This is a genomic window from Geotalea uraniireducens Rf4, from assembly GCF_000016745.1.
GTDB classification, from domain to species: domain Bacteria; phylum Desulfobacterota; class Desulfuromonadia; order Geobacterales; family Geobacteraceae; genus Geotalea; species Geotalea uraniireducens.
In genome coordinates this window covers 3722643-3741381 of record NC_009483.1, presented here as the reverse complement: position 1 = coordinate 3741381, position 18739 = coordinate 3722643, and the positions used below count along the sequence as shown (strand labels likewise).

Annotated in this window: 22 protein-coding genes; 17 read left to right on the top strand and 5 right to left on the bottom strand. The window is 50.9% G+C overall.

Annotated elements, in window-relative coordinates:
- Positions 1–11 precede the first annotated feature (11 nt).
- The 13 genes from galE (at position 12) to GURA_RS16085 (ending at position 11162) form a co-directional block, all read left to right on the top strand.
- Positions 12–995, top strand: coding sequence for a UDP-glucose 4-epimerase GalE (galE, locus tag GURA_RS16145; protein ID WP_011939998.1), 984 nt, complete (start codon positions 12–14; stop codon positions 993–995).
- A gap of 212 nt (positions 996–1207) precedes the next feature.
- Complete coding sequence (locus GURA_RS22990; RefSeq protein ID WP_049818946.1) at positions 1208–2086, top strand: glycosyltransferase family 2 protein; 879 nt, start codon at positions 1208–1210, stop codon at positions 2084–2086.
- A gap of 19 nt (positions 2087–2105) precedes the next feature.
- A complete protein-coding gene (locus tag GURA_RS16135) occupies positions 2106–3476 on the top strand; it encodes a glycosyltransferase (protein WP_011939996.1) in 1371 nt (456 codons plus the stop codon).
- A gap of 16 nt (positions 3477–3492) precedes the next feature.
- Positions 3493–4455 carry a glycosyltransferase family 2 protein gene (locus tag GURA_RS16130; RefSeq protein WP_049818945.1) on the top strand — a complete coding sequence of 321 codons (963 nt, stop codon included), beginning with the start codon at positions 3493–3495 and terminating at the stop codon, positions 4453–4455.
- Between the two features lie 19 nt (positions 4456–4474).
- Positions 4475–5335 carry a hypothetical protein gene (locus GURA_RS16125; protein WP_011939994.1) on the top strand — a complete coding sequence of 287 codons (861 nt, stop codon included), beginning with the start codon at positions 4475–4477 and terminating at the stop codon, positions 5333–5335.
- A gap of 159 nt (positions 5336–5494) precedes the next feature.
- The gene (locus tag GURA_RS16120; protein ID WP_011939993.1) at positions 5495–5695 is read left to right on the top strand and encodes a hypothetical protein; all 201 of its coding nucleotides are present in this window, start codon (positions 5495–5497) and stop codon (positions 5693–5695) included.
- Positions 5696–5862: 167 nt separating this feature from the next.
- A complete protein-coding gene (locus tag GURA_RS16115; RefSeq protein ID WP_011939992.1) occupies positions 5863–6111 on the top strand; it encodes a ribbon-helix-helix protein, CopG family in 249 nt (82 codons plus the stop codon).
- Positions 6108–6509: a type II toxin-antitoxin system VapC family toxin gene (locus GURA_RS16110; RefSeq protein WP_011939991.1), complete on the top strand. Its 402-nt coding sequence runs from the start codon at positions 6108–6110 to the stop codon at positions 6507–6509. Before GURA_RS16115 ends, GURA_RS16110 begins: the two co-directional genes overlap by 4 nt.
- A gap of 67 nt (positions 6510–6576) precedes the next feature.
- Complete coding sequence (locus GURA_RS16105; protein ID WP_011939990.1) at positions 6577–7455, top strand: YicC/YloC family endoribonuclease; 879 nt, start codon at positions 6577–6579, stop codon at positions 7453–7455.
- A 113-nt stretch (positions 7456–7568) separates the two neighbouring features.
- A complete protein-coding gene (gene gmk / locus GURA_RS16100) occupies positions 7569–8177 on the top strand; it encodes a guanylate kinase (protein ID WP_011939989.1) in 609 nt (202 codons plus the stop codon).
- 39 nt (positions 8178–8216) lie between these two features.
- Positions 8217–8426, top strand: a complete 210-nt coding sequence (gene rpoZ / locus GURA_RS16095) for a DNA-directed RNA polymerase subunit omega (RefSeq protein WP_011939988.1) — start codon at positions 8217–8219, stop codon at positions 8424–8426.
- A gap of 113 nt (positions 8427–8539) precedes the next feature.
- Positions 8540–10690, top strand: a complete 2151-nt coding sequence (locus GURA_RS16090) for a RelA/SpoT family protein (RefSeq protein ID WP_011939987.1) — start codon at positions 8540–8542, stop codon at positions 10688–10690.
- An 88-nt stretch (positions 10691–10778) separates the two neighbouring features.
- Positions 10779–11162: a Rid family detoxifying hydrolase gene (locus GURA_RS16085; RefSeq protein ID WP_011939986.1), complete on the top strand. Its 384-nt coding sequence runs from the start codon at positions 10779–10781 to the stop codon at positions 11160–11162.
- Positions 11163–11319: 157 nt separating this feature from the next.
- Here the strand turns inward: GURA_RS16085 and rpmB are convergent, their stop codons facing one another.
- Entirely contained in the window at positions 11320–11511 is a 192-nt protein-coding gene (rpmB, locus tag GURA_RS16080) for a 50S ribosomal protein L28 (protein WP_011939985.1), read from the bottom strand.
- A 108-nt stretch (positions 11512–11619) separates the two neighbouring features.
- Here rpmB and GURA_RS16075 point away from each other — a divergent pair, with 108 nt between their 5' ends.
- Positions 11620–12219 carry a YdcF family protein gene (locus GURA_RS16075; protein ID WP_011939984.1) on the top strand — a complete coding sequence of 200 codons (600 nt, stop codon included), beginning with the start codon at positions 11620–11622 and terminating at the stop codon, positions 12217–12219.
- Between the two features lie 143 nt (positions 12220–12362).
- Here the strand turns inward: GURA_RS16075 and metG are convergent, their stop codons facing one another.
- From metG to tmk, 4 genes are all read right to left on the bottom strand, one after another.
- Complete coding sequence (gene metG, locus GURA_RS16070) at positions 12363–13892, bottom strand: methionine--tRNA ligase (RefSeq protein ID WP_011939983.1); 1530 nt, start codon at positions 13890–13892, stop codon at positions 12363–12365.
- On the bottom strand, positions 13892–14839 hold the full coding sequence (locus GURA_RS16065) for a PSP1 domain-containing protein (protein WP_011939982.1): 948 nt from the start codon (positions 14837–14839) through the stop codon (positions 13892–13894). Before GURA_RS16065 ends, metG begins: the two co-directional genes overlap by 1 nt.
- 71 nt (positions 14840–14910) lie before the next feature.
- Positions 14911–15873, bottom strand: a complete 963-nt coding sequence (holB, locus tag GURA_RS16060; protein ID WP_011939981.1) for a DNA polymerase III subunit delta' — start codon at positions 15871–15873, stop codon at positions 14911–14913.
- A gap of 2 nt (positions 15874–15875) precedes the next feature.
- Positions 15876–16517 (bottom strand): dTMP kinase, encoded by a 642-nt coding sequence (tmk, locus tag GURA_RS16055; RefSeq protein ID WP_011939980.1) that lies wholly within the window; start codon positions 16515–16517, stop codon positions 15876–15878.
- A 47-nt stretch (positions 16518–16564) separates the two neighbouring features.
- Here tmk and GURA_RS25135 point away from each other — a divergent pair, with 47 nt between their 5' ends.
- The 3 genes from GURA_RS25135 (at position 16565) to GURA_RS16045 (ending at position 18658) form a co-directional block, all read left to right on the top strand.
- Positions 16565–16699 carry a hypothetical protein gene (locus GURA_RS25135; protein ID WP_268741726.1) on the top strand — a complete coding sequence of 45 codons (135 nt, stop codon included), beginning with the start codon at positions 16565–16567 and terminating at the stop codon, positions 16697–16699.
- A gap of 184 nt (positions 16700–16883) precedes the next feature.
- On the top strand, positions 16884–17606 hold the full coding sequence (gene rnc / locus GURA_RS16050; RefSeq protein ID WP_011939979.1) for a ribonuclease III: 723 nt from the start codon (positions 16884–16886) through the stop codon (positions 17604–17606).
- The gene (locus GURA_RS16045) at positions 17603–18658 is read left to right on the top strand and encodes an elongator complex protein 3 (RefSeq protein ID WP_011939978.1); all 1056 of its coding nucleotides are present in this window, start codon (positions 17603–17605) and stop codon (positions 18656–18658) included. The genes rnc and GURA_RS16045 overlap by 4 nt, the downstream gene beginning before the upstream one ends.
- Positions 18659–18739: the final 81 nt, after the last annotated feature.

Genomic DNA, 18739 nt, shown 5'->3' with positions numbered 1-18739 from the left:
GAAAATGTAATATGGAATCGATTCTTGTTACCGGTGGTTGCGGCTATATAGGCAGCCACGTGGTGCGGCAACTTTCCGAGGCCGGCTACGATGTGGTCGTTTACGATAACCTCTCCACCGGATTTGCCGATGCCCTGATACATGGTGAAAAGCTGGTGATCGGGGACCTGGCCGATGGTGAAAAACTTGAGAGTGTCTTCCGTGGATTTAAGTGCAAAACCGTGCTCCATTTTGCTGCTGCCATCATCGCTCCGGAATCGGTGACCAAACCGCTCAAATATTATGCCAACAACACCCGCAACACACTCAATCTGCTCCAGGCCTGCGTCAATCATGGAGTGGAACGGTTCATATTTTCGAGCACCGCGGCGGTTTACGGCATGCCGGAGGGGGGGATTGCTGCGGAGGAAAGCCCGACCGTGCCGATCAACCCCTATGGTACCTCCAAGCTCATGAGCGAATGGATGTTGCGCGACACCGCTTTTGCCCACGGGCTGCGCTACGTGGCGCTTCGCTACTTCAACGTAGCTGGGGCAGACCCGCTGGCGCGTATGGGGCAGCGGACCCCTGAGGCGACCCACCTGATCAAGGTCGCCTGCCAGGCGGCACTGGGGATGCGCGACAGCGTCTCCGTCTTCGGCACCGATTATCCGACGCCGGACGGAACGGGAATCCGCGACTATATCCATATTGAGGATCTGGCTTCAGCCCATCTGGCCGCATTGCGCTACTTGGAGAACGGCGGGGAGCCCACCCGGCTCAATGTGGGGTACGGCCGGGGAGGAAGCGTGCGCGAGGTGATTGCCATGGTGAAGCGGGTGAGCGGCGTTGACTTCCCGGTTGTTGAAGGGCCGCGCAGGCCGGGCGATCCGGCAATGCTCGTTGCCCGGGCCGACCGTATCCGCCAGACGCTGGACTGGCAGCCTCGGTTCAACGACCTGGAAATGATAGTTGCAGATGCTTGGCGCTGGGAGCAAAAGCTGCACAAGCGGTGAGTTAATGCCAGTTGTTGAAATTACCAAACTATTTGAATTCTTGTGACGCATCGTAGTATAAGTATTATTGGTCCGGTGGTTAAACATATCAATGGTAGGGGCTCGGCTTGCCGCGCCCAATCTGGGGCGATTCGCGAATCGCACCTACACTAGGGTTTGAATGTTTTATCGCCGGAGCAACAAATTGCCAAGAAAAGAGTTGCCGCACAAAAATGAACCCCGCGGGTTTGCCAAAAATCTCGATAGTGACCCCCTCCTTTAACCAGGGGAGGTATTTGGAAAAGACCATCCTCTCCGTCCTGGAGCAGGGGTATCCGAACCTGGAATATATCATCATCGACGGCAAGAGCAGCGACAACAGCGTCGAGATCATCAAAAAGTACGAGAAATACCTTAAATACTGGGTAAGCGAAGAGGATCGTGGACAGAGTCACGCTATCAACAAGGGATTTGCCCATGCGACGGGTGATCTGCTTGGCTGGTTGAATTCGGACGACTATTACGCTGCCGGTGCTCTTAAGACGGTTGCCGAAACGGCACTTGCCACTCCTGCGGCCGGGGCAATCGTTGGGGCAGGGGCAATGGTTGATGAGACTGGGAATGTGTTCCTGTCTGTTGCCAGAACAGCCATAACTCTTGAGTCGCTTTACAACTGGTTTGATGAGTTTTTCTGGCAACCTTCATGCTTTTTTCCGAAAGAAACATGGAAACATTGTGGACCACTGGACGAGAATGTTCACTATGCCATGGATTTAGATTTCTGGATTAAGATTGCCAAGAAATTTACTTTTACGACTACACATGCAACGCTTTCCTTTAATCTTAAACATCCTAAAGCAAAAACAACAGAATTCAGTTACCTCTCCCATGTTGATGCTGTTATGGTAATCATGCGTCATGGTGCCGAGAAAGAAGCCCGTAAACTACTGGAGGAATATACAAGAGTTTTGCATAAAAGCGCTTTAGACAATGAAGAACTTTTGATCCAGAAATGTCTGGAGATTCAGAAATTACGTGAAAAATATAAAAAGATTAGTGGTTGCCTTATTGAAGCCTTTAAAATATTGGGTCGTAAAATAATATCTATCTAATATTGTCAGATTGAATAAAATGTATTGGATCAAAGAAAAAATGAAATATAATTATTTGAGAATAGCACTGTTGATAAATATAATAGTAATGCTATTTACGGATACTAAAAAGTTTTTATGTAATGTTAATTTAAAAAATATTGCACTGTTTGTTGAGCAATTTCGTCGTATACATCCTTCATATCTTGAATACAAAATTAGAAGAAAAATAGGTTCTCAAAATATAAAACTTTTTTGTAATACTGCGTATAACAAGAAGCACAACTATTTCAGTATTTTTAGAGTTGTCAAACAACACAAACATGTACTAGTAATTGATATATCTGTGCCCGCTTATGATAAAAACTCGAGCGGCTTAAGAATGTATACCATTCTTAATATATTGAATGAATTAGGGTGTAAAATTACCTTTATGGCTGCTGAATTGCAGCCCCGAGAACCTTATGTAACTGAACTTAGGGCAATTGGAATTGAGGTGATTTGTGAGATGGTTGATATGGAAAAGTATTTAAGGGAAAATGGGCCAAGTTATGACATTGTGATACTATCAGAGCCCTACCCTGCTTTTGATTATATATCGCTTATTAGGGCATATGCGGTTAATAGTACAGTCATATACGATACAGTAGATGTACATTGGTTAAGAATTGAAAGAGCCGCCGCGGTTACTGGAGACACAAAACTATTGAAAGAAGCAGAATATATTAAGAAACTGGAGTTATTAAATATTAAAGCCTCAGATATTGTATTGACAGTGACCAAAGATGAGAAAAACTATTTACATAAATTAGATTCTAATCTTAAAATTGAGGTTATACCTAATATTCATGAAATAAATAATTATGAAATCAAACCATTTCAGTCTCGAAATGATTTGATGTTTATTGGGCATTTTCTTCATCAGCCGAACGTTGATGCAGTTAAATATTTTGTAAAAGAAATATTGCCATTAATTAAAACTCAAATACCTACCATAAAATTTTATATAGTCGGCACTAATCCGACAAGAGAGGTTTTAAATCTTCGGTCAGATGATGTTAACGTTACTGGATATGTAAAAGATATTGCACCATATTTTGAAAATTGTCGTGTTTTTGTAGCGCCCTTACGTTTTGGTGCGGGAATGAAGGGTAAAATAGGGCAAAGCATGATGTATGGGCTGCCTGTGGTGACAACTACTATCGGTGCGGAAGGGATGGGCCTTGATGACGGTAGGAACGTTTTGATAGCAGATAATCCAGAAAATTTTGCAGAAGCTGTTCTAAGTTTGTATTCAAATGAGAAGTTGTGGACGGAAATATCTGTATCGTCAATGAAGCATATTGATCAAAACTATTCAAGGGAATGTATTTCTTTAAAGTTAGCGGAATTATTGGGGAGTCTGAGTTAATACGAGGTAGATGCACATGTTACCATTAAGTGTCGTAATTTGCACTTTCAATCGAGCTGGTTACCTTGAGTTAGCGTTGAAAAGTCTTCTCACGCAGACCCTCGGACGAGAAAGGTACGAAATTGTAATTATCGATGACGGGTCAACTGACAGCACAAAAGACGTGGTAGATATTTTTCGCTACCAATTACCAATAAGATATTTTTATCAATATAATTCAGGGCTTGCGGCAGCAAAAAATCTCGGCATTGAAAAAGCGTGTGGAGATATCATTTTCTTTTTTGATGATGATGATATCGCCACCCCTGCCTTACTGGAAGAGCATCTCAAAACGCACAACAAATACCCCGAAAGTTCATATGCTGTATTGAATTATACGACGTGGTCGCCGGAACTGCGAGTTACTTCATTGATGAAATTTATCACAGAAGTAGGTTGTTACCTTTTTTCCTATCCTAATGTAAAAAAAGGCAAAGCCATTGATTACACCTATTTCTGGGGTGGTAGATCGTCCTGTAAACGATCTATGTTAGTCAGTCATGGCACGTTCAACCCTTTATTTCGATTTGGTTGTGAAGATATAGAGTTGGGATATCGTTTATCAAAACACGGCTTCAAAGTCATTTATAATCCTAAAGCAATCAGTTATATGGCGCGTTCAGTAAATCTATCTGATTTTCTGCAAAGACTTGTCAAACAAGGCAGTTCACAGTATCTTTTCAGCTCAATGTATATTGACCCTGAGGTTGATAAATGGTGTGAAATAAACGGGTTTCAGGAGGAATGGCTGCAAATTGAGCCAGTGTATAAAGCCGCAGTAACTTCAGCTTTAAGTCTGGAAAAAATTGCAGATACCAAACTAGAGCTGGGCCTTGAAGTGGATGCTCTTACTGAGAGATTATTTTATCAATCTTTATGGAGTATTTTCAGAGGAGCTAAAATAAAGGGTATGGTTAATTGTCATTCGAGAATGGAGTAGAAAGGATGCAGCAGCAACTATGCGATTAGATACAATTTTAGAAAAGATTTTGCTGCAAATTGATGATGTTAAAAAGCTTAGCAGTATATCAGATGCCTTAAGCACGCTGAAGAATGCAGTCGAAGGCAGGATACGCCAATCTAAACTTGGGAAGCTTCCTGTACCCGCTATTGCGAGCTTCGACAATTCTGAACTCTTAACTCATAGTATATTGCAATATCAGAGTCCTTGGCAACACATGAAGATTACTACTGTTGATATTCCTGGGATGATATCACAAGAAGAATGCCGATACTACGCGTATATTGGAAAGTTTTATTCGGGGCGGGGTGCGTTGGTTGAGCTTGGCCCTTGGCTCGGACGTTCCACCTATTTCATTGTGGAAGGCTTGAAGGAAAATCCCAACTTTACAGACAAAAAACTCCACGTTATCGATGACTTTGTCTGGAGATCTTCGTGGATGAATGATAAGGTCCCGCCATCGGAGCAGCTTGATGACCATCAGGATTTCCAGTTTTTATTTGATAGATATTCTGCTTCATTTTGCAATTTATTAACAGTTGAAAAACGAAGAATATCTTTATACGATGGCAATGAGGCGATTCCTCTATTAACTTGGAATGGTTCCCCCATTGAGATTCTTTATGTGGATTGCGGGAGGACTTTTGATGCAAATCAAGCATGGTATGAGCAATTCTGCCACTCCTTCATTCCGGGGAAGACCTTGATCATTCTGCAGGATTGGGGCAGGCACCGCGAGGTGCCGGTGCAATGGTTCAATCAGATTAAACAATTTATTGATTCAAAAGCTGAAGAGCTTCAACTTGTTCACGAGCTTCGATACGGAGATATTGCGACTTTCCTTTTTACTGGGAAATAGTCTTCATATTTACTTCAGCTAGTTTCATGGCAGGATTTGCGGCTTTTGCAAGTTTTTTTTTCTGATGCTCGGAAATAAACCAAATGAAAATCCTATTTGTCACCCTGTTCCTCCCCCAGGAAAAGGCGACCCATGCGGGGGTGAAGATACGTCTATGGGGTGCTGAAGAATCTCTCCCGGCACCATGAGATCCATCTGGTCACCAGGGTGGAGGAGAGGGCGCTTTCCTTCGTCGATTCCTTGAGAATCAAGATCCGCAATGAGCTCATGGAAATGCTCTCCGAAACCAACAGTGGCAACGAACTGGAAACCGGAGACGGTACGTTGGCTACTGGCCCGCTGCCACATGCAAATTTCTAACCGTACATCGTTAAGTCACAATCTGAAAGTCAATCTTCTACGGTACGCGCATCACTTGAACTTTAGGGCAAAACCCTGAAAGAGTTTATCGGTTTTATCCGGCTTGACAGCTCTCCGTTGAACTGTTATCGTTTGTGTGAAAATGTAATCACTATCGGGAGTAATTTATGGTGAGGACCCAAATCCAGTTGTCTGAGAATCAGGTGGCTATGCTAAAGAGAATTGCCGCATCTCAGCATAAGTCCATGGCAGCGGTTATCAGGCAGGCAGTGGATTTTTTTGCCAGATCCAAAGATGTTGCGGACCCCAAAAAGCAGAGGGAGCGGGCAATGAAGGCTGTCGGTCGTTTTAAGTCCGGAGTTCATGACCTTTCTGCAAACCACGACGATTATCTGGCAGAGGCATTTAGTGGATGAGCATTTTTATTGATACATCGGGATTTCTGGCGGTACTGGACAGGGACGACGCAAGCCACGCCAGGGTAAAAAACGCATGGGTTGACATGTTGTCATCCGATGATCTCCTGGTAACAACAAATTATGTTCTGGTGGAAACTTTTGCCCTCGTGCAGACCCGATTGGGTCTTGCGGCGACTAAGGTATTCCAGGAGGATATTGTCCCGGTCCTGCAGACTGAATGGATCGACAAAACCTTGCACAGCGCAGCGGTAGGCATCATGCTTTCCGCTTCAAGAAGGAAACTGAGCCTTGTGGACTGTGTGAGTTTTGAAACTATGCGGCTGCTCGGTATCACAACGGCCTTTACCCTTGACAAGCGTTTCAGGGAACAGGGCTTTTCCTGCATACCTTCCTGATCGTCCCTCTGGCTTGAGTAATGGAACTTTAAGCTGTTACCAACGTAAAACCCTGTAAGGAGATGATATGATAAAAAGCATGACCGGTTACGGCAAGGCAGAGGTTGATTTACCCACTGGCCGGATAATCGTGGAGATACGGTCGGTTAACCATCGATACGGGGAAATTTTTGTTAAGTTGCCGCGCATGTTCCTCCCCTTTGAGAACGACATAAAAAAAGCCGTTAGTCAGAGGTTGAAGCGAGGCAAGATCGAGGTCTTCGTTCAGCGCGAGGAAAGTGCCGGCGGGACGGCCGGCCCAGCGGTCAACCTCCCCCTGGCAAGAAGCTACTACAGAGCTTTCAGCAGCATCAGGGAGGCCCTGGGCCTTGCCGAAGAGGTGTCATTGGCCCTTATTGCCGCACAGAAGGATGTGATGGGCGTCAGCGAGAGCGTTGCTGCCCCGGAGTCGGTCCCTGAGGAACTTATGACCGCTGTGCAGCGTGCGACGGACAGTCTGGATGCCATGCGGTCGCGGGAGGGCGAAACGTTGTTGGATGACCTGCGCAAAAGGCGGTCGCTGTTGTCTGTCATCATTGATCGCGTGGCAGAGCGGTCGCCGCTGGTGGTGGCTGAGTTCGCCGCGAGGATCAAGGAACGGGTGGCACAGCTGGCTTTGGACAGCACTGTCACGGATGAACGCCTGGCCCAGGAGGTCGCCATCATGGCCGACCGCTGCGACATTACCGAGGAATTGGTCCGTTTCAACAGCCATTTGCAGCAGTTTGACGAGACCCTTGCGCTCAATGAGCCGGTAGGGCGCAAGCTGGACTTTCTCTTACAGGAAATCAACCGTGAGGTGAACACCATCGGTTCCAAGGCCAATGATGCGGAAATCGCGCTCTGCGTGGTGGAGCTCAAGGCAGAGCTTGAAAGAATCCGCGAGCAGGTGCAGAACATCGAGTAATAAAGGCGACGTTCTAAGTTCTACGTTCTAAGTTCTAGGTTAACAAAGCCTCCATCTTAATTTGACTGTAAACCTCGAACGTCGAACTTCGAACTTTTTTGAATGGGGTAACCATGAAACGTGAAGGTATTTTATTCGTTATTTCCGCTCCATCAGGGGCTGGAAAGACCACGCTCTGCAAGGAAGTCATTGACATTTTCCCGAACTTGCGGCATTCTGTCAGCTACACTACGCGTCCTGCAAGGCCCGGCGAGGTGCATGGCCGGGATTATTACTTCGTACCCATTGCCGAGTTTAAACGGATGGTGGCGGCCGAAGAATTTGCCGAGTGGGCTGAAGTTCATGGCAATTACTACGGTACGGCCCTTAAAACACTGGAAGAATACCGCAAGTGCGGTATCGACGTGATTCTGGATATCGATTGCCAGGGCGCGCACCAGCTTAAGAGGCGTTATCATGGGGCGGTTTACCTGTTTGTCCTTCCGCCGAGCTTTCAGGAATTGCGACGCAGGCTCGATTGTCGAAGTTCCGATGCTCCGGAGGTGATCGAACGGCGTATCGAGGCTGCGGCTGATGAGATAAAAGAATCCCGCTGGTATGACTACATCATTGTCAACGATGTTTTCAGCAAGGCCGTTGAAGAGTTGAAGTCGGTGCTGATTGCCGAGCAATGCAAGACCCACAGGGTGCTGGAAGGCGTTTCACAGCTGTTCGAAATTTAATTTCATCTTCCCGTTATCACATTTTCCAAAGGAGCATATATGGCACGAGTTACTGTTGAAGATTGTCTGGAAAAAGTGGATAATCGTTTTTTGCTGGTTATGTTGGCATCAAAAAGGGTAAAGCAGCTCTTCAAGGGCGCAAAACCACTTATTGATAACAGGGCCGGCAATAAGAATGTGGTGCTTGCGTTGCGTGAAATTGCAGCGGGTAAAGTCAATTTCGAGATATCTGGCCGTAAAAGCCGTTAATACGGGGTTGTAAAGGGGGGAAACTATAAGCTTCCGCCCTTTTTTTGTCTTTAATTCAGGCTAATGGCAGGGGACGGGTAACGCATCCCTGCGCGTAAGCCGAATGAGCAATTATGATCAGACTCAACGACATTCTGGATAAGGTTGCTTCCTACAACCCGGCATGCGACCTGGATTTAGTCCGAAAGGCGTACGTCTTCTGTGCCAAGGTGCACCAGGGGCAGACCCGCCTTTCCGGCGAGCCTTACCTGGTCCATCCCATGGAAGTGGCGGGGATTCTTGCTGACCTGAAGCTCGATGTTCCCACGGTGGTCACAGGACTTCTCCATGACACTGTTGAGGATACCCTGACCACCCTTGAGGAGCTGGAGGGGATGTTCGGCGCCGAGGTTGCCAGGCTGGTTGACGGCGTCACCAAAATCGGCAAGATCCATTTCAAGACCAAGGAGGAAAGCCAGGCGGAAAACTTCCGCAAGATGCTCCTGGCCATGGCCAATGACATACGTGTCATTCTGGTCAAACTGGCCGACCGGTTGCACAACATGCGCACCCTTCAGTACCAGCCGGAGCCGAAACAGCGCAGCATTGCCAAGGAGACCCTCGACATCTATGCACCGATCGCCAATCGCCTCGGGATCTCCTGGGTGAAGAGCGAACTGGAAGATCTGTCGTTCCGCTACCTTGATCCGCAAATCTACTACGATCTGGCATCCAAGGTCACAAAGAAGAAGAAAGAGCGTGAATCCTATGTGGATGAGGTCATGCAGATCATCAAGGAAAAACTGGCTGACCACGGGATCACGGGCGAGGTTTCCGGAAGGAGCAAACATCTCTACTCCATCTACCGGAAAATGCAGAGCCGCAGTGTGGATATCGACGAAATCTATGACCTGGTCGCCATCCGCGTGATGGTCGAGGATATTCGCGAATGCTATGAGGTGCTGGGGATAATCCATTCTACCTGGAAGCCGATTCCCGGCCGGTTCAAGGATTACATCGCCATGCCCAAGGGGAACATGTACCAGTCTCTTCACACCACCGTCATCGGGCCTTATGGCGAGAGGATGGAGGTGCAGATCAGGACCGGGGAGATGCACCGTGTCGCTGAGGCGGGGATTGCCGCCCACTGGAAATATAAGGAGGGCAAGGGGTACGACGAAAAAGAGGTGAAGCGCTTCACCTGGCTCCGGCAGCTCCTTGAGTGGCAGCAGGAGCTTGACGATTCGCGGGAATTCATGGACACGGTCAAGGTGGAGCTGTTCCCTGAAGAGGTCTACGTCTTTACTCCCAAAGGCGATGTCAAGGGGTATCCAAAGGGCTCGACCCCCATAGACTTTGCCTACAGCGTCCATACCGATGTGGGCCATCGTTGCGTTGGCGCCAAGGTAAACGGCAAGCTGGTGCCCCTGAAGTATGAGCTGAAAAACGGTGACATCGTCGAAGTCATCACCTCCCCGCATCACACACCCAGCAAGGATTGGCTGAAGATTGTCAGAAGTTCCCGGGCGCGGAACAAGATCCGCGCCTGGATCAAGACCGAGGAACGTCTGCGTAGCATTACCCTGGGGCGGGAAATCTGCGAGAAAGAGTTTCGTCGTTATTCGCAGAACTTTGCCAAAATGCAGAAGACTGGCGAGATAAAACGGGTGGCGGTGGAATTCGGCTTTGTCGGTGAAGATGACCTTATGGCGGCGGTTGGTTATGGAAAGCTGTCCTGTAACCAGATATTGGGCAAGCTTTTCCCAACAGTGAAAATCGAAGAGGTCCAAGAGCATAAAGAAACACGGATCGGCAAGGTAATCGCGAAGCTCAAGGGCAAATCCTCCAGCGCCATTCAGATCAGCGGGGTGGAAGATGTGCTGGTTCGTTTCGGTAAATGCTGCAATCCTCTCCCCGGCGATGACATCACAGGTTTTATTACCAGGGGGCGAGGGGTTACCGTTCATACCGCCGATTGTCCCGTTGCCTTGGATAGTGATCCGGAACGGCGCATCGATGTGACCTGGAGCAGGGATAAAAAGGCGGCCCTGCCGGTTAAAATCAGGGTTGCCTGCCATGATGAGAAGGGAATTCTGGCAAACATCACTACGGCGATCACCAATTGTGAGGCCAATATCGTGAGCGCCTCCATCCAAAGCACCGTTGACAAGCGCGGCATCAATACCTTCGAGGTGGATGTGACCGACCTGGATCACCTGAACAGGGTCTTCAACAGTGTGATGAAGGTGAAGGGCGTGATAAAAGTGGACAGGCTCAAGAGCTGATCAAGGCGGTAGATGGTTGATGGTTGATGGTTGATGGTTGATGGTTGATGGTGCGGCATCTTCTTTGTGAAGAGAAAGTGAGATTTGTATGCAAAAAGAGATGATAGTTACCGATCAGGCGCCCAAGGCAATCGGGCCATACTCGCAGGGGGTGAGGGCCGGCGCATTCGTGTTCTTCTCCGGTCAGATACCGCTCGATCCCACAACCGGCGAATTGCGCGGCACAAGCTGCGCGGAGCAGGCCGAGGTGGTGATGGAGAACATCGCTGCGATTCTGGCCGCTGCCGGACTCGGCTTCGCAGATGTGGTGAAGAGCACCATATTTCTGACGAACCTGGCTGACTTTGCCGCAGTTAACGAGGTGTACGGCAGGCGTTTTCCAGTGAATCCACCGGCCCGTTCCACAGTGGAGGTAAATGGTCTGCCGCGGGGGGCAATGGTTGAAATCGAAGTTATTGCGTTCATTGGCTAAGAAGCTGTTCTATGTTCTACGTTAAAAATGGAGGCGGGTTGTCTTGCTGTTGGTCGGGAGCCACGAAAAAAAGCCGCCCACGAATTATCGCGGCGGCTTAAGTTTGCAACTTAGAACCTAGAACCTAGAACTTAGAACCCACAACGGCCGTTTGCCGTTAGAGCGCTTTTGTCACGTGACCGGAGCGGATGCAGCGGGTGCAGACCTTGATGCTCCTTACCGTACCGTTTTTCACGGCTTTTATTTTCTGCAGGTTGGGATACCATATTCTGCTGGTTTTGTTGTTAGCATGGCTGACGTTGTTGCCGAAGCTGGGGCCTTTACCGCAAATTTCGCATATTTTGGACATATCTTTATACCCTCCGAATTTACTGAAGCTGCTATTTATAGCAGATCGCTGTCGTATATGCAAGTTAATTTATTTGTCGTCCGTCGTGCAATGAAGGAATAATCTTAGATGGCTTTTTTTCGTGGAATATTTTCACTTCTCGTAATTAGTCTGGTGGTAATCGCCGTTCTCTTTGTCGATTTTACCTACAAAACCTTTTCCCTGCGACAGCGGGATGTGAAGTCCGACGCGATTGTGGTCCTGGCCGGGGGACGGGGCCGTATCGAAGAAGGGGTCCGTCTGTACCGGGAGAATCGCGCGCGCTGGCTTTTTCTGATCGGTGTCGATCCGGCGGTGCGCAAGGGCGAACTGTTCACCGAGCGGCGGGGGGAGCGGAGCGGTGAAGGGGTTTTTCTCGAGAATGTTTCGCGCAATACCCTGGAAAACGCCCTCTACGCCAGGGAAATGATCGTACGGCATAATGTCAGTTCCATTAAGCTGATAACTTCACGCTATCACATGAAGCGCGCCACCCTGATTTTTCGCCAGGTGCTGCCCAAGGATATCGCCATCTATCCCCATCCTGTGGATAGCAAGAACCTGAAGGAAGAGTGGTGGAGCCACGGCGGCAGTTTTCGCCTGCTCTTCAGTGAGTTCTACAAGTACTGTCTCTTCAGACTTTTCTTTCTCTTCGCTTCCAGCGAACTGCGCTTTTCGGCCGGCCGTTAGTCCCTTAGAAAAATTATTTGCATGTTTTTTGCGAAGAATTTTTCGTGAAGGGACTTATCCCGTTCATCGGGGTTAGAAAATGCAAAAAGGCTCATGGAACCGGTACGGTGCCATGAGCCTTTTTGAATGCAATTTATTTAATTCTATTCTGCTTTCTCTTCAATCCGGGGAAACAGCGCTTCAGCTTTAATTACCTGCGTTCCAGGTTTGAGGCCGCCCCATCTCAGCCCATTTTCATCAGGCGCTTCGTTCCAGCCCAGGTAACCGAGCCCTTTCACCGTAGTCTGCGGCATAAAGGCAGAAATGATGAAATAGACGATACGCTGGGACTCAAGCAGGCAGTACATGACGGTGGCGAGCCGGTCTTTCTGCGCCTCGTCCTTGGCCAAAGTCCAGGGGGCTGTTTCATCGATGTATTTGTTGCCGGCCGAAACAACTTCCCAGATGCTTTGGAGCGCTTTGCTGAAGGCGAGTTCGTCAAGGTGAGCGTCAACCTGACGCACCATCTCCTCAGTCTTCTCCCGGTAGATACTGTCGATCTCGTTAAACACTCCCGGCGCTTGCACTACGCCGCCAAAATACTTGTTGACCATGGCCGTTGACCGGTTGAGGAGGTTTCCCAGGTCATTGGCCAGATCCGAGTTGATACGGTGTACCAGCGCCGTGTGCGAGAAGTCTCCGTCGAGGCCGAAGGGAACCTCGCGCAGCAGGAAGTAGCGGATCGCATCTACCCCGTATTTGTCTATCAGCATGTTCGGCTCAACCACGTTTTGCAGGCTTTTGCTCATCTTCTGACCTTCCACGGTCCACCAACCGTGGGCAAACACCTTTTTCGGCACGGGGAGTCCTGCCGCCATGAGGAAGGTCGGCCAGTAGACCGCGTGGAAGCGAAGGATGTCCTTGCCGATGAGGTGTGCGTCGACGGGCCAGAATTTACTGAAATTTCCCGACTCGTCGGGATAGCCGAGGGCGGTGATATAGTTGGTCAGTGCGTCGAACCAGACGTAGATGACATGCTTGTCGTTGCCCGGGACCGGAATCCCCCATGTGAAGGTGGTGCGGGAGACAGACAGGTCCCGCAAACCCTCTCTTACGAACGAGATTATTTCATTGCGCCGCGACTTGGGCTGGATGAAATCAGGATTAGCTTCAATGTGGGCCAGAAGCTGCTCCTGGTACTTGCTCATCCTGAAAAAGTAGGACTCTTCCTTGAGCTTTTCCGTCGGGCGGTTGCAGTCCGGGCATTTGTAGTCGATGAGCTGGGTCTCGGTCCAGAAGGTTTCGCATGGCGTGCAGTACCAGTCTTCGTACTCTCCCAGGTAAATGTCCCCTTTTCCCATGACCTTGGTGAAGAGGTCGGCAACACCTTTCTTGTGCCGTTCCTGGGTGGTGCGGATGAAATCGGTGTAGGAAATATCCAGCTTTTCCCAGAGTGCCTGAAAGCGTTTCATTACCCGGTCTGCAAGCTCCTGCGGAGTTTCGCCAGCAGCGTTGGCGGCTTTTTCCACCTTCTGGCCGTGCTCATCCGTGCCGGTGAGAAAAAAAACCTCGAAGCCTTTAAGGCGCTTGTAACGGGCCAGCACGTCGGCTGCCAGGGTGGTGTAGGCGTGGCCGATGTGGGGAACATCGTTGACATAATAGATGGGGGTTGTGACATAAAAGGCGCGGCTCATCATTTCTCCTTTTTGGACTTTTCCTTGGAGTCGGATCGACGATCCCGGCGGCTCTTGCCGCCCGGCTGGGTGGGCGGATGGGGTTTGGCTTCCTGGCGGACGGTCTCGTCCGGTTCCCCCTTCTGCGGTTTTTTCTGGCGGTCGGTTATGTTTTCAGGTTTGATGTCGTCACCCTTGAGCACCACCAGACCGTCGTGATCGGATTTAACGGTTACCGTCCCTTGCAGCACGTTCAGTTTGACCACCTCACCCTCGACCGAACCGCACCGTACGTGTTTGCCGCATTTCGGGAGGCATTTTCTGAGGGAGCAGTAGGTGTCGAATTCATAGGAAAGGCAACAAAGGAGTCTCCCGCACTGGCCGGAGATTTTTGTCGGGTTCAGTGCCAGATTTTGTTCCTTGGCCATCTTTACCGATACCGGTTCGAATTCCCGCAGGTACGACGAGCAGCAGAGTTCCCTGCCGCAGATGCCGATTCCGCCCACCATTTTCGATTCATCACGGACGCCGATCTGGCGCATCTCTATGCGGGTATGGAAGGCGTGGGCAAGGTCCTTTACCAGTTCGCGAAAATCAACCCGGCCGTCGGCGGTAAAGTAGAAGATGGCCTTGCTTCCGTCGAAGAGGTACTCGACCCGGACCAGCTTCATCTCCATGCCCCGTTCCTTGATCTTGGCCAGGCAGAATTTGTGAGCCTCCTTTTCCTTGACTGCATTGGCTGCGACTGCTTCCAGGTCGGCAGGTTCTGCTTTTCTCTGGATATTTTTCAGACCTTCAGGCAGGTGTGCCTTCTCATATTCCCGCGGGGCGACAACAACGGAGCCGATGCTCTTTCCCCGTTCGGTTTCGACGATTACCTTGTCTCCGGCTTTGAGTTCCAGATTGCCGGCATTGAAATCATAGAGTTTGCCGGCAGCGTTGAATTGAATCTTTACAATTTTAGCCAATATATGCCTCCAGGGGTGAAACCCGTCGTTTGTGTTCTGTCTTTTGAATTTGTATGCCCTCTGTGCCGCCCCTACGTTTCCGCAAGGCGCATGAAAAGCACTTCCAGTGTCAGCCGGGCGTTGACGTTGCGCAAAAGAGCATGGCGGGCGGCGGCAACATGGCCGATCCTTTCCATGATCCCTGTCTGGGAGAGTCGGCCGGCTTCCCGTTCAAGGATGGGCAGGAGATCCGCGTTGACGATCCCTTCTCCACCACCTTTGAGGAGCAGTATGTCTCGCAGGAAGGAGGTCAGCAGTTCGAGCAGTTCCATGACCTTGTCCTTGTCTGCGGCCAGTTCTTCAGCGGCCGAAAAAAGCGGCGTTATCTCCCGCAGGGAAAGACCGATCAATCGCTCCAGAAACTGTTTTCTGTCGGACAGGGTCGTTTCCTTACTGATTTCCAGGGCCTTTTTCATGCTCCCGCCGGCCAGCGAAGCAGCAATGCGGGCTGCCTCGCCGTCAATCCCATTCCTGCCCAGATATGCGGCTATGGTTTCCTCCGGCAGTGTCTGGAAGTGGAGGCGCTGGCAGCGGGAGAGGATGGTCGGCAGCACCCCCGAGCTCTGTGCAGTCACCAGGATGATCAGGGCGTTGCCCGGCGGCTCCTCCAGGGTCTTGAGCAGGGCGTTGCCGGCCGCCTGGTTGAAGCGTTCCGCCCCGTCGATGATGCAGGCCTTTTTCGGCGCTTCAAAGGGGCGGTAGGCCAGGTCCTTCTGGAGGTCCCTGATCTGGTCGATCTTGATGAACGCGCCGTCTGGCTCCACCAAGTGAAGGTCCGGGTGCTGCAGCGCTGCAATTTTGCGACAGGACGGGCAAGCGCCGCACCCTTCTTCCTTCCCGCAGAAAACCGCCTCAATCAAGGCAAGGGCGGTCGCTTTTTTCCCGACCCCTTCGGTTCCCTCGAAGAGATAGGCGTGGGCCAATCTTCCTGTCGCCAGCGAGCGTTGCAGGATGGATATGGCGCTGTTCTGGCCGAGAATGTGGGAAAAGGGCATTGCTAACCCTCTGCAAGCCTGGCCAGGACCGCTGCGGTGATGGCCGCTTCCGTCTCCTGCACCCCCTGGCTGCCGTCGATGATGATGAATCTTTCCGGTTCGTCCTCGGCCAGTTTCAGGTATCCGTCACGCACCTTCCGGTGGAAGAGAACCGATTCGAGTTCGAACCGCTCTTCACGTGCTCCTGCCGCACCGTTGATGCGGTCGAACGCGCGCTTGAGCCCCACCTCCACCGGGCAGTCAAGGAGCACCGTCAGTCGAGGTTTAAGCCCGTCAGTGGCCAGATCGTTCAGGTATGCTATGGTTGCCGGGTCGAGTCCTCTGCCGTATCCCTGGTAGGCGATGGTGGCGTCGGTGAACCGGTCGCAGAGGACGACCTTGTTGGCAGCCAGGGCCGGTTTTACGATCTCCTGCACGTGCTGGGCACGGGCAGCCGCGTAGAGGAGCAGTTCGGTCGTTGGGGTCATGGCGCGGTTGTCAGCGTCCAGGAGGATGGCACGTGCCTGGTCGGCTATGGGGCAGCCCCCCGGCTCACGGGTGACTATCACCGTGTGACCTTGTTCCGTAAGATGTTGCGCAAGAAGCTTGATCTGGGTGGTTTTGCCGCACCCCTCGACCCCTTCAAACGTTATAAAACAGCCCATGTCAAGCGCTCCACTACTCTGTAAATCGATAAATTATAGGGGAGGGGGTGGAATTAATCAAGACAAAATCGCATGAAAATCGCATATCTATTGAAAAAAACAAGGCATTTGGTTATAGTGGTGCGGTATGGATATTTGTGGAAACCATTGAGGATCAACGCAGTCAATATAAGGAACTGTAAACAAATAACATGGGCATCTTGCATCTCATCTTCAGGTCATCTTTAGCCGATCTTCAATCGCCAAATCCTCAACGTAGCCGTGCTACGTCTGCGGTTTAGCTCAATCAGTTCGGCCAAATCCGACCTAAATCTGAACGCAATTTTGACCACGTTATTCATTTACAGCTCCATAGTGATGGAATTTATGACCGACGACAGAAGTAACTTACTTGCAGGACTGGAAAGCGCCATCAACTATCATTTTGCCGACCGCTCCCTTTTGACTGAAGCCTTGACCCACCGTTCCTTTGTCAACGAAAGCGGCGGTAAGTGGACTAAGGACAATCAGCGACTCGAATTTTTCGGCGACGCTGTCATCGATTTTCTCTTGAGCCGGATGCTTCTCGAACGGTTTCCCGACAGCCGGGAAGGGGCCCTGACCAAGATCAGGGCCTCGCTGGTGGACGAGGGGAGCCTGGCGTCACTTGCCGAAGAGATCGGCCTGGGCGCTTTTCTGAAGCTCGGCCGCGGTGAGGAGAGAAGTGGCGGGCGGAGGAAGCGGTCGCTCCTGGCCGATGCCTATGAAGCGCTCATGGCAGCCGTCTATCTGGATGGCGGCATCGAGCCCGTTCAACGACTCGTCGAAGCACATTTTGCCCGTTTAATGGCCGGTCGCGAAGTTTTGTCTGCGGGCAGGGATTATAAGACCGAATTTCAGGAACTGGCCCATGCGTTGCGCGGCTCCATGCCGCGCTATGTCCTGCGGGGGATATCGGGACCTGACCATGAGCGGAGTTTTACCGTTGCGTTATTCATCGGCGACGAGCGGATGGGGGAAGGGGCCGGCCGGAGCAAGAAAGAGGCGGAACAGGCAGCGGCGCGGGAGGGGATTGCGCGCCTGGAATCGATTCGCATCACCCCGTCATGAAGCAGCCGATTGTTCCATTCTTTATTTCCCACCGCGGTTGTCCCCACAAGTGTGTATTCTGTGACCAGGTCAAGATTGCGGGCGCCGTCGGGGAGTTCCCCACCGGAACGGAAATCCTTGCCAAAATTGCTTCTTACCGGGACTCCGGCAGATGTCGTTCCGTGGGGGTCGCCTTTTACGGCGGTACTTTCACCGCGCTTTCGCCGGCTGTGCAGGAAGGGCTTCTGAAACCGCTGCAGCCGCTCGTTGCCTCAGGCGAGGTCGGGTCGATAAGGGTTTCCACCAGGCCGGATGCGATCGATTTACAGACCGTCCAGTTCTTGCGGGAAATGGGAGTCAAGACCGTGGAGTTGGGGGTACAGTCCATGGCCGATGACGTTCTTGACCTTGCCGGTCGCGGTCACACCTCTGCCGATGTGGCGCGAGCCAGCCGTATGCTGCGGGAGGCCGGACTTGCTCTGGGGGCTCAGCTGATGCCGGGTCTTCCCGGTGATACGTCGGAAAAGGCCATGGATTCCTTAGCGCGGGTCATTGCCCTCCAGCCGGATTTTCTCCGCATCTATCCCACGCTGGTCATTGCCGGCACGAAACTGGCGGATTTCTATGAAATCGGCTCCTATCGGCCCCTCTCCATCGGAACCGCCGTGCTGCTCTGCAAGGCCATGCTTCACCGTGCGTGGAAGGCGGCTATTCCGGTGATTCGCATGGGGCTGCAACCTACGGCGGAACTGGAAACGGCCGGGACCGTCCTTGCTGGTCCCTATCACCCCGCCTTTCGCCATCTCGTGGAGGCGGAACTCTGTTTTGACCTTCTCCGCAGGATGACGAGCGGTATGCGCCGCGGATCTTCCGTTGAAATCATCTGCGCCCCATCCAGGATTTCGGCAGTGATCGGCCACAAGCGGGGAAATGTGGCGCGCCTTGGACAAATCTACGGCCTGACGGTGAAGAATGTCCGGGGCGATCCGGCCCTGTCCCCCTTTGAGTTTTCCGTTGAACGGGGCGGAGACAGGCTGCATGGAGATATGATCAGGGATCTGGAATACGGGTGATTTCTTTGCTTCCCTTAGCAGCAGAATTCCCGTATATCTATGTGTTGATAAGACCGAAAGTACTTTAAAAATCAAGGAGGT